Below are 13,154 nucleotides of genomic sequence, written 5' to 3'. Positions count from 1 at the left end.
AGACCACCTTCTACCTGCACCTCAAGGAGTGCGAGTTTCGCTTCAACCATCGCCACGACGACCTCTATCGGGCGACCCTTAAGTTGCTACGATCCAACCCCCTCTGAGGGGCGTTTGCTTCCTAAGACCCTTTTCAAAGGGGGCGAATTGACGTGCTTATTCGATCCATCACTCCCCCGGCACCGCCCCCGCAGTCGCCGCGACCGAAGCCCGTCGCCGCGCCAGCACCGCTTCGCGATGGGCGATGTAGGCGTTGGAGCCCAGAATGATCGCCGCGCCGACGACGGTGTACGCGTCCAGCGATTCGCCGAACCACAACCAGCCCGCGGTCGCGACCAGCGGCAACTGGGTGAAGCTGATCGGCGTCAGCGCGGAGACTTCTCCGAGCTTGAGCGCATGCGTCCACAACACCTGCCCGCCGGTGCCGAACACGCCCGCGGCGACGATCCACACCCAGGTGATGCCGTGCGGCCACTGCCATACGAACAAGGCCGGCAACAACGACATCGGCACCCAGAACGCATAGGTGTACAACACGATGGTGTTGGCCGAATCGATCCGCGACAGCTGCTTGATCTGGATCGAAATCACCCCGCCCAGCACCGCCGCCAGCAACGCCGCCAGGCTGTCGATGGAAAACTCCGCCGAACCCGGGCGCACGATCACCAGCACGCCGATGAAGCCGGCCGCCACCGCCAGCCAGCGCCGCGCGCGCACTTGTTCGTGCAGGAACAGCACCGCGGCGATGGTGACGAAGATCGGCGTGGAATAGGTCAGCGAGATCGCCTGCGCCAAGGGCAGGTGGCCGATCGCCCAGAACCCGGCCAGCATCGAACAGATGCCGATCAGGCAGCGCACGAAATACTTCGGCAACTGCTTGGTGCGCAGCTCGGCGCGCTGCGCACCCAGCAGCAACGGCAACACCGCGAGCAAGCCGAACAGGTTGCGGAAGAACGCCACCTCGAAGGTATGCAGCGATTGCGAGGACAGCCGGATGGCGATGGCCATGCCGCCGAAACACAAAGTGCTGGCCAGCATCAGGCCGGCGGCGCGCATCGGGTGGACGGGCGCGGTGGCGCTCACCAGCGGGCGCCGACGATGCGCGGCTCCGGTTCGATGGCGACTTCGAATCGCGCCTGCACCGACTCGGCGATGCGGCGGGCGAGGTCCAGCAGTTGCTGTCCGCTCGCGCCGCCGTGATTGACCAGCACCAGCGCATGCGCCGGCGACACGCCGGCATCGCCGTCGCGATGGCCTTTCCAGCCGCAGGCGTCGATCAGCCATGCGGCCGAAAGCTTGCGCGTGCCGGCATCGGCGCCGCGGAACACCGGCATCGCCGGGTGCTGCGCCAGCAAAGCCTCGGCTTGCGCCGCGGGCAGGATGGGGTTCTTGAAGAAGCTGCCGGCATTGCCCAGCACGGCCGGATCGGGCAGCTTGCGGCGGCGGATCGCGATCACCGCGTCGGCCACGTTCTGCGGCGTCGGCGCGTCCACGCCCATCGCCGCCAGTTCCTCGCCGAGGCCGGCGTAGTCGAGCTTCAGCGCGGGCCGCAGCGGCAGGGCGAATTCGACCGAGCCGATCAGGTAACGGTCGGGCGATTGCTTGAAGCGGCTGTCGCGGTAACCGAAGCCGCAGGCGGCGTTATCGAATCGATGCCATTGCCCGCTGGCCGGTTCGAAAGCTTCCACGGCGTGGACGAAATCGCGCACTTCCACGCCGTAGGCGCCGATGTTCTGGATCGGCGAAGCGCCGACCGTGCCGGGAATCAGCGCCAGGTTTTCCAGGCCGGCGTAGCCCAGCGCCAGCGATTGCAGCACGAAGCCGTGCCATTGCACGCCGGCATCGGCGCGCACGATCGCGTGTTCGTCTTCGTGGCGCAGCACCTGCACGTTACGGCCGCTGAGTTCGAGCACCGCGCCGTCGGGATCGCCGGCGAACAGCAGGTTGCTGCCGCCGCCGAGCACCAGCGCCAGCCCGTCGCGCAGCGGCGCGGACTGCAGTGCCTGCGGCAATGCGGCGGGGTCGTCGATCGAGACCAGCCACGGCGCACGCGCGGCGACGCCGAAGGTGTTGCGCTGCTGCAGCGGGGCATCGCGCACGATGCGAAGGTTCGAAGTCATGCGCGTGATTCGGAGCGGGACGGGTGGCGAGGGATGGCGGCGGGCTCAGATCGTCGGCGGCACGTGGCCACGGCTGGGCGCTTCCTTGCGGCGGCGGATGGCTTCGACGCATTCGTTGACCAACGCAGGCCCGCGATACACCAGACCCGAATAGCACTGCACCAGGCTCGCGCCGGCCGCCATCTTGGTGACCGCGTCGGCGCCGGTGAGGATGCCGCCCACGCCGATCATCGGGATGCTTTCGGGCAGGCGCGTGCGCATCTTGCGCAGCACCGTGGTGGACTGGCTCATTAGCGGCCCACCGGACAGGCCGCCGGTTTCGTTCGCGAACGCGCTGCCTTCCACGCCTTCGCGGGCGATGGTGGTGTTGGTGGCGATCACGCCGTCGACCTGCAACTCGCCCAGCACGCGGCCGGCGGCTTCGATGTCGTCGTCGGACAGGTCGGGCGCGATCTTGACCAGCATCGGCACCCGCTTGCCCTCGCGCGCGGCGAATTTTTCCTGAGCCTCGCGCAGGGTGCCGATCAGGCGCCGCAGCGATTGCTCTTCCTGCAATTCGCGCAGGCCCGCGGTGTTGGGCGAGGAGATGTTGACGGTGATGTAGTCGGCCAGCGGATACACGCGCTCCAGGCAGTGCAGGTAGTCGTTCTCCGCGCTGTCGTTGGGCGTGTCCTTGTTCTTGCCGATGTTGATGCCGAGCAGGCCGCCGCGGCGGCGCGCCTTGGATACGTTGCGCACCAGCGCATCGACGCCGTCGTTGTTGAAGCCCAGACGGTTGATCACCGCCTGCTGCTCGGGCAGGCGGAACATGCGCGGCCTGGGGTTGCCGGCCTGCGGCTTGGGCGTGACGGTGCCGATTTCGACGAAGCCGAAACCCAGCGCCAGCAGCGCATCGATATGGCTGCCGTTCTTGTCCAGGCCGGCGGCCAGGCCGACCGGATTGGGGAAGCTCAGGCCGAGGACTTTGGTCGGCAGCGGCTTGGGCACTCGCGCCATCAGCGGGTTGAGGCCGCTGCGATAAGCCGTTTCCAGCGCCGTCAGGCCAAGTCCGTGGGCTCGTTCGGCATCCAGTCCGAAGAGGAAGGGGCGGGCAAGGCTATACACGAGGTCGGGGGGGCGCTCGGGTCGAGGAAACCCGATTATCGCCCAAGCCGGTGCCCGCGGGCGAGCATGACGATCGTCCACTGGCGCGATTTGGGATGCGCGGTCCGGGCCAGTTCATAGCTCGGCCCTGGTTTGCTGCTGCGTTGTGGCCTGGATCAGCGTCGAGGCGGCATCGGCGGGCGGGTGGCTCGCGAAACCGTGCCGCGGTGCGCGCGAACGCCGGCGCACCGCGGCGCCGGGCTCAGAGGTCCATGACCGGGCAATCCAGCGTGCTCACGCACGCGGCGAAACGCACCTGGCAGCCGCTGGCCTGGTTCGGCGATTCGGCGTTGAGCAGGCAGCTTTCGTATTCGGAACGGCATTGCGCGCACTGCGCATCGTCGCTGGCCAGGGCGCTGAGCGAAGCGCCGAAGCCGAAGACGGCCAGGGCCACGGCGGCGAGTCGGGTGCTGCGGGTCCATGCCTTCATGTGTGCGTCCTTGAGTGAGGTGGGTGGTTCCGGCCGCCGTGTTCCGGCGCGCCGGAACGCGTCACCCTGGGCGAGCGCGCGGACGCAGACAAGCTGCGATGCAGCAGATGGATTGGCCCGCGGCCGCAGTGCTCAACGCGTGCCGGCGAAGGCCAGCACCGCGGCGATGCCGCCGAAGAACAGGATCACCACGATCACGGTCAGCACGGCGATGATCACCGAGCTCCAGCCCAGGATCAGGCCGCCGAGGGCCAGCCCGTCGCCGTCGTAGCGCTGCGGCTCGCGGCGGATCTGGCCGCGGGCGAGGTGGCCGGTGATGATCGCCGCGACGCTGCCGAGGAAGGGCAGCAGGCTCCAGCCGAGAATGCCTGCGATCAGGCTCAGCACGGCCAGGGTGTTGGTCTGGCGGGCGGGCATTTGCATCGGATTCGTTCCTTCGTTATTTGAACACCGTCACAGCATACGGCGCGCGCCGGCGGCGGGCACGTCCTGAAAGTCTTGCGCCTGTGTGTTCGTCCCGCGCTTGCCGTGCGGCGCAAAAAACAAAACCCGCGCACTGGGCGTGCGCGGGTCGGCTTGCCTCTCCTCACGCCTGCGATGCATCAATCCGGCGGCAGGCTCGGGTCGCACCTGTTGTCGATCTGGCATTGGAACAGCTGATCCAGGCAACTGGGCTGCGCGTCCGGGGTGTTGTCCCTGCACTGGTAATAGCCGGCCAGGCAATATCTGCAGTCGGGAATGCCCGCGGTGGCGGTCAGCGCGGCGGCGAAGCCGAAGACGCCGAACGCGATCGCGGCGAGGCGGATGCTACGGTTCCGTGTGTTCACAAGACTCCCTCATGTGTCGCCAGTCCATCTGGCGATTTCACGCTAGGCACGGGGGATGAGGGCGGTCAAGCGATGGTGTCGAAGTCTGGGACCATCGGCTCATGACGGCCGCGGCACTTGTCTGGGACTGCGGCGGGATGCGGCTGTTCAGCCGTTTCCGGCAGGTTTCGCGGGCAGGGCTGCTTTTGTGGGAGGGGCTTCAGCCCCGATGCTTTTCTTTCCGATCGCCAAAAATCACCGGTTCGGAAAGAAAAGCATCGGGGCTGAAGCCCCTCCTACAAAAGTGCCGGCGCCGGCGAATGCGCCGCACACCAGTTGGCCATCGATCAGGCCAGCGAAGTGCTGCGTGTCTTCGGCGAAAACCAGCGCGCGTTCGATGTCGCGCGCGGCGCGCGACATCGAGGCGGCGGTGCCGGCGTTGTCGCCAGGGCGAACCCTGGCGGCAACGGCGCTTGCGGCGGAGCGAAGCAGCGCATCGTCCGCCGTGTCGCGTTACAGATCGAACTTGATTCCCTGCGCCAGCGGCAGCGCATCGGAGTAGTTGATCGTGTTGGTCTGGCGGCGCATGTAGGCGCGCCATGCGTCGGAACCCGACTCGCGGCCGCCGCCGGTTTCCTTCTCGCCGCCGAACGCGCCGCCGATCTCGGCGCCGGAGGTGCCGATGTTGACGTTGGCGATGCCGCAATCGGAGCCCGCGGCCGACAGGAACGCTTCGGCGGCCTTGAGGTTGGCGGTGAAGATCGACGACGACAGGCCCTGCGGCACGTCGTTCTGCAGCGCGATAGCTTCATCGAGCGTCTTGAACTTCATCACGTACAGGATCGGCGCGAAGGTTTCGGTCTGCACCACTTCGGCGTCGTTGGTCAGGCCGGTGATGATGGTCGGCAGGACGAAGTTGCCCTTGCGCTCGATTGCCGCGCCGCCGGTCTCGACCTTGCCGCCGCTGGCCTTGGCCTTCTCGACCGCGTCCAGATAGGCCTGCACCGCATCGCGGCTGTTGAGCGGGCCCATCAGGTTGGCCGGGTCGGTCGGGTCGCCGATCTTCTTCTCGACCTGCTTGAACGCGGCGACCAGCTTGGCCAGCACGTCGTCATGGATCGACTCGTGCACGAACAAACGGCGCGTGGTGGTGCAGCGCTGGCCGGCGGTGCCGACCGCGCCGAACGCGATCGCCGGGATCGCCAGCTTCAGATCGGCCGAGGCATCGACGATGATCGCGTTGTTGCCGCCCAGTTCCAGCAGCGAACGGCCCATGCGGCGGGCGACGCGCTCGCCGACGATGCGGCCGACCTTGGTCGAACCGGTGAAGCTCACCAGGCCGATGCGCTTGTCGTCGACGAAGTTCGACGCCAGCTCGGTGCCGGCATCGTTGAACAGGAAGAAGATGTCCGGGAAGCCGCCGGCGCGCAGCGCTTCGTTGCAGACCTTCATCGAGGCGATCGCCGACAGCGGGGTCTTGGGCGAGGGCTTCCAGATGGTGATGTCGCCGCAGATCGCCGCGATGAACGAATTCCACGCCCACACCGCGACGGGGAAGTTGAACGCCGAGATCACGCCGACGATGCCGAGCGGATGCCACTGCTCGTACATGCGGTGGCCCGGACGCTCCGAATGCATGGTCAGGCCGTACAGCTGGCGCGACAGACCGACGGCGAAGTCGCCGATGTCGATCATCTCCTGCACTTCGCCGTCGCCCTCGGGCTTGGACTTGCCCATTTCCAGCGCGACCAGCGAACCCAGCGCGTCCTTGTTCTTGCGCAGCGCGTCGGCGCACAGGCGGATGGCTTCGCCGCGGCGCGGAGCCGGGGTGGTGCGCCACACCGCGAAGGCGGCCTGGGCGCGCTCGACGATGGTGTCGTAGTCGCTCTGCGAGGACGCCTGCACGCGCGCCAGCACTTCGCCGTCGGTGGGATTGACGGGTTCCAGCACGCCGGCGTCGGCGGTCTTGGACCATTCGCCGTGGCCGAGGTAGGTGCCGGACTCGTTGTCTTTGAGTCCCAGGGCGGCGAGAACGGGGTGGGTCATACCGAAAGCTCCATGTGGTGGCACGCCGGGGGGCGTGGCGAAACGGAAAGGCGGGCGCCGCGAAGGACGCGACGGCAACGCGCGGGACGCGCGCTGCGCATGGATGGCGACCCCGACACGATTCGAACGTGTGACCTTCCCCTTAGGAGGGGGATGCTCTATCCAGCTGAGCTACGGGGCCTGGTTTTAAAATCAATTGGTTACGTGCGCCGGACGCAAGGTCCGGTGCCGGCGCGCGAAGCGCGCTGACGACGCGATGCAGCGCAGGCAGGATCGACGCGACCGGCCGGGATTGTACTCGGCCGGGCCCGAAGGCCGCCATGCCGCGGCGGGCGGCGAGGGCGCGGAGTGCCATGCGGGAGGTGTCGCGAGGCCGTAACGCTTCGGTTACATGCGGCCTCTGCGCCGCGGCTATGCTCGGGCCGACGCGATCGGCCTGCCCGCGCCTGCGCCCATCGATCGATGGCGCCGCGCCGGCAGCCAGGGACTCGATCCGCCGGTCCGTCCGGACCCAGCAGCAATCAAGGAGCAGTGCATGCAATCGATCCGTTTCCGTCTTACCCCCACCGTCTTCAAGACCGCCGCCGTGGCCGCGCTGGCGCTGTGCGCCAACGCCGCGTACGCGCAAAGCGACGCACAGGTTTATGAATCGGCCATCGCCGAAGCCGCGCGCCTGTGCCCCGGCCATTCCAAGGAACGCACCACGCCGGGCATCCGCGCGGTCCCGGTCGGCGCGCTGCGCGTGCTGGCCCAGCGCAATTACACGATGTGCCCCGACCGACGCCTCGACGCCGCGACCCCGGCGGTGTGGTACGGCGCGGCCGGCGTATTCGCCTGGAATCCGGAAACCAAGGGCGCGGCGAAGCTGATCGCGGGCAAGGTCGATGCGATGACGCGCAAGGAAGATTTCCCGCCCGAAACTCTGGTGTGGAAAGCCGACGGCAGCGAGGCCAAGGGCGTGACGGTGCCGATGTTCGAACGGCGGCCCAGGCCGGCCGGTTCGTACTGATCGCGGTTATCCGCGTTCGTTCGCGTTCGCCGCGGATCGGCGGCGGCGAACGCTTTGGTTCGGTGGTGCGCTGCGATGTGGCGACCGCGATTGGGTGAGCGCCCGCGGCCAGCAGCAGCGGCCTGAGCCGCGCTTACGACGCCGACCGGCGGCCGCGGCTCGCGCGGGCATTGCTTCGATGAACGAAGGCCCGATCGCGGCCGCAAATTTCCGCGCTCAGCCCGCATCGCCTCCAAGCGAGGCCACCAGCTTGTCGACGATGGCGTTGTAGAGCCCGGCGGCGAATTCGGCATCGTTGCCGGTGTCGTCGGTCATGGCGTACTGGCCGCTGGCCAGCATTCCCGCAGCCAGATGCACTGCGACTTGTTCGGCTTTCTCGCGATTCATATCCATCTCCGTTGAAGTGTCTTGCGAGTGAGGTGCGCGCAGCGCCCCCGAGGGCGTGAGCGAAGGCTACTCCCGCCCGCCGCGGTGCGCGGGGGCGAAAATGGAACTGATCGGATCAGCAACGTCCAGCCGGCAAAATCGGCAATGGCGAGTGTCGTTCGCGGAAAGAAGGCGCGGCGCCTCAACGCATCGCGAGCATGTCGCGCAAAGCGCGATAACCGGCTTCGTCCACGCCCAGCGCCCGCAGCCAGTTTGCGAAATACTGCGTCAGCACCGGCGAGTTCGGGTGCGAGTCGAGATGGTGGGTCTCGAAATCCTTGCGGTTGTGCACATCCAACGACTTCAGCGTCATCCTTCAGTCTGTCATTTCCGCGAACGTAGGCTCCGCTTTACTTCGGCGGAGCCGAACATCCAGCGACTTCAAACGTTCCCGCACGAAAGGCCCTGGATTCCCGCGTTCGCGGGAATGACGGTAGGTAAGGATGTATGGGGCTGGTGGATTCAATCAGAGCCTTCAACGTCATCTCGCTGGCTCGTCATTCCCGCTAAAGCGGAGCCCGCATTCGCGGGAATGACAAGCAAAAACAGCCGACCTCCAGGCCCGCTGACTCTTTTGCCGCGGCACGCCTCCACATCCCCACGGCCGGTATCGCCCCCTCTTTGCGTTCACTCATCCAGATAGGCGCATTCAGGATGAGCTGGAACATCCAGAGTGTGAGTTGTCTCTGCGATGAAGTTCTTGCTTCCCGGGACGATGAACGAGGGCGCGGCTAGCTTGCCGTGTGGGGTGATGTGCTGACGGCGCGCGGGGGTGCGCGTCTTCGGCATCGGGTCTTGCGGACGCGACTAAGCGATTCGCATTGGGGGCAAAATGAAGGGTTTTAATCACGTGGCGACGCATATCGGCGCGTCGCTGGCTGCGCGCGCGCAGGCCGCTGCACGAACAGTGCGCGAAGGCGCGCGCCGCTACGGTTGGCTGCTGCTGTTGCCGGGCCTGGGCCTGGCCGGCGGCGCCCAGGCGCAAAGTTGCGGGGTCGGCGAAACGCCGGCCGCGTTCGGTTTCACCGGCGGCGAACAGACCGCCACCGTGCCGGCCGGCGTGCACTCGCTGACGGTGTATCTCAGCGGCGCCCAAGGCCGCGCGGGTCGCAGCGGCACGGGCAGCGGCCCAAGTTCTTCCGGCGGCAACGGCGGATTGGGCGGGCGCGTGCGCGGCACCCTGGCGGTCACGCCGGGCGCGGCGCTGTCCATTTGGGTCGGCGGGCAGGGCTCGCAGGCGGTCAATCCCGGTGGCCTGGGCGACAGCGTGGACGGCACCGGCAGCGGCGGCGGCGCCACCGATCTGCGCGTGGGCGGTAACGGCATCGGCAATCGGGTCGGTATCGCCGGCGGCGGCGGCGGCGGCGGTAATGCCGGCTGGAGCACCGACGATGTTATCGCGGGCGGAGCCGGCGGCGTTGGCGGCGGCGGTGTGGGCGGTGCGGGCGCCAACGTGCCCGGGGGCCCCGGTCCGTTCGGCGGCGGCGGCGGTTCGGTCGGCACCGGCGGCGCCCCGGGCGCGGGCTGCCCGACCTTTCCGGGCACCGCGGGTAACGCGGCCACCGGCAAAGGCGGTGTGGCCTTCAATTTCAGCGGTTCCTTCACCGGTGCCGGTTTCGCCGGCGGCGGTGGCGGCGGCGCCACGGTCGGTGCGGGCGGCGGCGGTGCCGGTGTCGGCACGACCAGCTGTCAGCAGAACTGGAACGGCGGCGGCGGCGGCGGTGCGGGCGGCAGTTCCGGCGCCACCGGCCTGAGCGCGGTCACCATCAACAACGGCGTACAAAGCGGCAACGGCGCGGCGCTGATCTGCTTCGCCCAGACCGAGTTCTCGGTCGGCGGCGCGGCGGCGGGCCAGACCGGTCCGGTCACCCTGCAACTCACCGCGACCAATCCGGGCAGTTCGCAGCAAGTGGTGGTCGCGCAGGCGGCCCCGAATTTCGTGTTTCCGACGCGATTGCCGCAGGGCGCGAACTGGAACGTCAGCGTGCTCAGCTCGCCGGCCGGACAGTTGTGCACGGTCAATCCGTCCAGCGGTCTGGCGATCGCAAGCGATGTCACTAACCTCGCGCTCAGTTGCGTGACGGTGACCACGACGATTAACCCGTCCACCTTGGCCAACGGCGCGCTCGCGACCGCGTATTCGCAGACGCTCACCGCGAGCAGCGCGAACGGCGGCACTGCGCCGTATACCTTCGCGATCAGCGCCGGCGCGTTGCCCGCGGGCCTGAGCCTGTCGAGCGCGGGCGTGCTGTCGGGTACGCCGACCGCGGCGGGCTCGAACAACTTCACCGTGCAGGCCACATCGAGCAACGGCTTCAGCGGCACGCGCGCTTATACCTTGGCGATCGCGCAAGGCACCCAGGCCATCACCGGTTTCGCCGCTAATCCGGCCGCGCCGGTGTACGCGCCGAGCGGCAGCTTCACGGTCTCGGCCAGCGGCGGCGCATCGGGCAATCCGGTCGTGTTCGCCAGCACCACGCCGGCGGTGTGCACGGTGGCAGGCAACACGGTCAGCACGCTCGCGGCCGGCAACTGCGCACTCACCGCCGATCAGGCCGGCAACGCCAATTACAGCGCCGCGCCGCAGGTTCCGTTGGCGGTGACCATCGGACCCGGCGCGCAGGTCATCACCGGTTTCGCCGCCAATCCGGCCGCGCCGGTGTATGCGCCGGGCGGCAGCTTCACGGTCTCGGCCAGCGGCGGCGCATCGGGCAATCCGGTCGTGTTCGCCAGCACCACGCCGGCGGTGTGCACGATCAGCGGCGTCACCGCCAGCATCCTCGGCGCGGGCACCTGTTCGCTGACCGCGAATCAGGCCGGCAACGCCAACTACGCCGCCGCGCCGCAAGCGACGCTGGCGGTGAACATCGGCCCGGCGACGCAGGCGATCAGCAACTTCGCCGCCAATCCGGCCGCGCCGGTGTATGCGCCGGGCGGTAGCTTCACGGTCTCGGCCACGCCCGGTCTGTCCACCAGCCCGGTGCTGTTCGCCAGCACCTCGCCGGCGGTGTGCACGGTCGCCGGCAGCACGGTGTCGATGTTGAGCGCGGGCGCTTGCGCGCTCACCGCCGATCAGGCCGGCGACGGCAACTACAGCGCGTCGCCGCAAGTGACGCTGACGGTGACGATCGCCGCGGCGCCGCAGGCGATCACCAACTTCGCCGCCAATCCGGCGGCGCCGGTGTACGCGCCGGGCAGCAGCTTCGCGCTCAGCGCCACGCCGGGCGCTTCGACCAGCCCGGTGGTGTTCGCCAGCACCACCGCGTCGGTGTGCACGGTCAGCGGCAGCACGGTGACGATGTTGAGCGCGGGCACGTGTTCGCTCACCGCCGATCAGGCCGCCGACACCAACTACAGCGCCGCGCCGCAAGTGACGCTGGACGTGATCATCGGCGCGGCCGCGCAGGCGATCACCAACTTCAGCGCGAATCCCAGCGCGCCGGTGTTCACGCCGGGCGGCAGCTTCACGGTGTCGGCCAGCGGCGGCGGCTCGGGCAATCCGGTGATCTTCGCCGGCGCCTCGCCGAGCGTGTGCACGGTCAGCGGCAACACGGTGACGACGTTGAGCGCGGGCACCTGTTCGCTGACCGCCGATCAGGCCGGCAACGCCAGTTACACCGCCGCGCCGCAGGTCGCGCTGCAGGTAATCATCGGCGGCGCGACGCCGAACCTGTCGTGGATCGGCGACATGGCCAAGACCGTGGGCGAGGCCGCCTTCGATCTGCCCGATCCGAGCAGCAACAGCAACGGCGCCTTCACCTTCACCAGCGCCAACACTGCGGTGGCGACGGTAAGCGGGCGCAAGGTGACCATCGTCGGCGCCGGCGTGGCGACGCTGATCGCGACCCAGGCGGCGACCGCCAACTATCTGCAGGCCACGATCAGCGCCACGCTGACCGTCGCCGACCGCCCCGATCCCACCCGCGATCCCAGCGTGGTCGGCGGTCTGCAGGCGCAGGTCGATGCCAGCGTGCGCTTCGCTTCGGCGCAGCAGTCCAACATCCACGACCGTCTGCGCCAGCAGCGCTACGCCAGCAGCAACAGTTCGAGCAACGGCTTGAGTCTGAGCCTGAGCAACGCCAGCGGCGCCGGAATGTCGTTGACGGCGGGCCAGCTCGCGCCGGCCTCGGCGATGCGTTTGCCGGAAGGCTGGGGCGTGTGGACGGCCGGCACCATCACCAACGGCCAGCGCGAACGCAACGCCCGCAGCAACGGCTTCGACTTCCGCAGCGACGGCATCACCGTCGGCGCCGACTGGCGCATCGGCGATCGCTTCCTGCTCGGCGTCGCCGGCGGTTACGGCTGGAACGACACCGACCTGGACGATGCGCGTTCCAAGCTCGACGCCCGGCAGCGATCGTTGTCGCTGTACGGCCTGTGGCGCCCGGACGAGCATTGGTTCGTGGACGGCATCCTGGGTTGGGGCCAGCTGGACTTCGACATCCGCCGTTACAGCGCGACCGCCGGCACCACCGGCACCGCGCAGCGCGACGGCGACCAGGTGTTCGGCTCGATCACCGCCGGTTACGAACACAGCACCGGCAACGGCCTGAGCCTGACCGGTTACGGCCGCCTGGACAGCAGCCGCAGCAAGCTCGATGCGTATCGCGAACACGGCCTGGGCATCTACGACCTGAGCTACGGTTCGCAGACCGTCGAAAACAGCGGCGCGGCGCTGGGCGTGGAAGGCAGCTTCCCGATCGTGACCACCCGCGGCAACGTGTTCCGGCCGTACTGGATGCTGGAATACCGCGATTCGATCGACAACCGCAGCGATGTGAACTTGAACTACGTGATCCTGCCGGCGGCCAACGACTACGTCCTGGGCATGCGCAGCTATGGCGACAACGCGCTGACCTACGGCGCCGGCATGGACATGGAGATCGCCCGCGGCTGGAAGCTGTCCGTGCTGGCGCGTCGCCAACACGGCAGCGGCCAGGACGCGAGCACCAGCTTCGGCCTGCTGCTGTCGTTCGCGCCGCGCGTCGAGTCGGGCACGATTCCGTTCAACGGTTATCAAAGCGGTCTGATGCCGCAGGACGGCGCGACGCCGGACCGCGGTAACCAGACCGGGCACTAAGCCCGGTGCGTTCGGCCGGCGCCGCGGATCGCGGCGCCGGCCCGATGTTCGCCAGGCCGATGTTCCGGCCCGCGCGGGTCGGAGTGCATCGCGG

The 13,154-nt window shown here is 68.4% G+C and carries 13 protein-coding genes, 1 tRNA gene and 1 pseudogene; 4 read left to right on the top strand and 11 right to left on the bottom strand.

What is annotated here, in order from left to right; all coding sequences use genetic code 11:
- Nucleotides 1-107: pseudogene (locus AB4Y92_RS17320) on the top strand (IS1595 family transposase); the annotation flags it as partial.
- Nucleotides 108-168: 61 nt separating this feature from the next.
- On the opposite strand, the gene AB4Y92_RS17315 reads toward AB4Y92_RS17320, so the two are convergent.
- The 7 genes from AB4Y92_RS17315 to AB4Y92_RS17285 all read right to left on the bottom strand — a co-directional run bounded on the left by AB4Y92_RS17315 (nt 169) and on the right by AB4Y92_RS17285 (nt 4,751).
- Nucleotides 169-1,056, bottom strand: a complete 888-nt coding sequence (locus AB4Y92_RS17315; RefSeq protein WP_441820783.1) for a DMT family transporter — start codon at nt 1,054-1,056, stop codon at nt 169-171.
- Nucleotides 1,057-1,079: 23 nt separating this feature from the next.
- Entirely contained in the window at nt 1,080-2,120 is a 1,041-nt protein-coding gene (gene murB / locus AB4Y92_RS17310) for a UDP-N-acetylmuramate dehydrogenase (RefSeq protein WP_441820775.1), read from the bottom strand.
- Nucleotides 2,121-2,165: 45 nt separating this feature from the next.
- The gene (locus AB4Y92_RS17305; RefSeq protein WP_441820774.1) at nt 2,166-3,224 is read right to left on the bottom strand and encodes a quinone-dependent dihydroorotate dehydrogenase; all 1,059 of its coding nucleotides are present in this window, start codon (nt 3,222-3,224) and stop codon (nt 2,166-2,168) included.
- Nucleotides 3,225-3,465: 241 nt separating this feature from the next.
- On the bottom strand, nt 3,466-3,693 hold the full coding sequence (locus tag AB4Y92_RS17300; protein ID WP_441820773.1) for a hypothetical protein: 228 nt from the start codon (nt 3,691-3,693) through the stop codon (nt 3,466-3,468).
- Between the two features lie 132 nt (nt 3,694-3,825).
- Nucleotides 3,826-4,116 (bottom strand): DUF4190 domain-containing protein, encoded by a 291-nt coding sequence (locus AB4Y92_RS17295; protein ID WP_441820772.1) that lies wholly within the window; start codon nt 4,114-4,116, stop codon nt 3,826-3,828.
- A 179-nt stretch (nt 4,117-4,295) separates the two neighbouring features.
- Nucleotides 4,296-4,520, bottom strand: a complete 225-nt coding sequence (locus AB4Y92_RS17290) for a hypothetical protein (RefSeq protein WP_441820771.1) — start codon at nt 4,518-4,520, stop codon at nt 4,296-4,298.
- Nucleotides 4,521-4,667: 147 nt separating this feature from the next.
- Nucleotides 4,668-4,751 (bottom strand): DUF6053 domain-containing protein, encoded by an 84-nt coding sequence (locus AB4Y92_RS17285; RefSeq protein ID WP_441820782.1) that lies wholly within the window; start codon nt 4,749-4,751, stop codon nt 4,668-4,670.
- On the opposite strand from AB4Y92_RS17285, the gene AB4Y92_RS17280 reads away from it, so the two are divergent.
- The gene (locus tag AB4Y92_RS17280; RefSeq protein ID WP_441820770.1) at nt 4,729-5,061 is read left to right on the top strand and encodes a hypothetical protein; all 333 of its coding nucleotides are present in this window, start codon (nt 4,729-4,731) and stop codon (nt 5,059-5,061) included. The two genes, AB4Y92_RS17285 and AB4Y92_RS17280, sit on opposite strands and share 23 nt — an antisense overlap.
- Here AB4Y92_RS17280 and amaB read toward each other — a convergent pair.
- Both amaB and AB4Y92_RS17270 read right to left on the bottom strand, forming a co-directional pair.
- A complete protein-coding gene (gene amaB / locus AB4Y92_RS17275; RefSeq protein ID WP_441820769.1) occupies nt 5,013-6,545 on the bottom strand; it encodes an L-piperidine-6-carboxylate dehydrogenase in 1,533 nt (510 codons plus the stop codon). The two genes, AB4Y92_RS17280 and amaB, sit on opposite strands and share 49 nt — an antisense overlap.
- A gap of 104 nt (nt 6,546-6,649) precedes the next feature.
- Nucleotides 6,650-6,726: transfer RNA gene (locus AB4Y92_RS17270), tRNA-Arg, on the bottom strand.
- Nucleotides 6,727-7,131: 405 nt separating this feature from the next.
- On the opposite strand from AB4Y92_RS17270, the gene AB4Y92_RS17265 reads away from it, so the two are divergent.
- The gene (locus AB4Y92_RS17265) at nt 7,132-7,554 is read left to right on the top strand and encodes a hypothetical protein (protein WP_441820781.1); all 423 of its coding nucleotides are present in this window, start codon (nt 7,132-7,134) and stop codon (nt 7,552-7,554) included.
- Nucleotides 7,555-7,770: 216 nt separating this feature from the next.
- Here the strand turns inward: AB4Y92_RS17265 and AB4Y92_RS17260 are convergent, their stop codons facing one another.
- Nucleotides 7,771-7,941: a hypothetical protein gene (locus AB4Y92_RS17260; RefSeq protein WP_187313152.1), complete on the bottom strand. Its 171-nt coding sequence runs from the start codon at nt 7,939-7,941 to the stop codon at nt 7,771-7,773.
- Between the two features lie 181 nt (nt 7,942-8,122).
- A complete protein-coding gene (locus AB4Y92_RS17255; RefSeq protein WP_441820768.1) occupies nt 8,123-8,293 on the bottom strand; it encodes a hypothetical protein in 171 nt (56 codons plus the stop codon).
- A gap of 537 nt (nt 8,294-8,830) precedes the next feature.
- Between AB4Y92_RS17255 and AB4Y92_RS17250 the strand changes: the two genes are divergently transcribed.
- Nucleotides 8,831-13,060 (top strand): autotransporter domain-containing protein, encoded by a 4,230-nt coding sequence (locus AB4Y92_RS17250; RefSeq protein ID WP_441820767.1) that lies wholly within the window; start codon nt 8,831-8,833, stop codon nt 13,058-13,060.
- Nucleotides 13,061-13,154 lie beyond the last annotated feature (94 nt).

Origin of the sequence: Lysobacter sp. TAB13 (assembly GCF_052113885.1) — a bacterium.
GTDB classification, from domain to species: Bacteria; Pseudomonadota; Gammaproteobacteria; order Xanthomonadales; family Xanthomonadaceae; genus Lysobacter; species Lysobacter gummosus.
Note: the sequence above shows the minus strand (reverse complement) of the source record. Positions and strands in the feature narration are given on the sequence as shown.

Coding starts and splice junctions, on each gene's coding strand:
- AB4Y92_RS17315 (WP_441820783.1), bottom strand. CDS start 1,056: ATGCGCGCCGCCGGCCTGATGCTGGCCAGCACTTTGTGTTTCGGCGGC.
- murB (WP_441820775.1), bottom strand. CDS start 2,120: ATGACTTCGAACCTTCGCATCGTGCGCGATGCCCCGCTGCAGCAGCGC.
- AB4Y92_RS17300 (WP_441820773.1), bottom strand. CDS start 3,693: ATGAAGGCATGGACCCGCAGCACCCGACTCGCCGCCGTGGCCCTGGCC.
- AB4Y92_RS17295 (WP_441820772.1), bottom strand. CDS start 4,116: ATGCAAATGCCCGCCCGCCAGACCAACACCCTGGCCGTGCTGAGCCTG.
- AB4Y92_RS17280 (WP_441820770.1), top strand. CDS start 4,729: ATGCTTTTCTTTCCGATCGCCAAAAATCACCGGTTCGGAAAGAAAAGC.
- amaB (WP_441820769.1), bottom strand. CDS start 6,545: ATGACCCACCCCGTTCTCGCCGCCCTGGGACTCAAAGACAACGAGTCC.
- AB4Y92_RS17260 (WP_187313152.1), bottom strand. CDS start 7,941: ATGAATCGCGAGAAAGCCGAACAAGTCGCAGTGCATCTGGCTGCGGGA.
- AB4Y92_RS17255 (WP_441820768.1), bottom strand. CDS start 8,293: ATGACGCTGAAGTCGTTGGATGTGCACAACCGCAAGGATTTCGAGACC.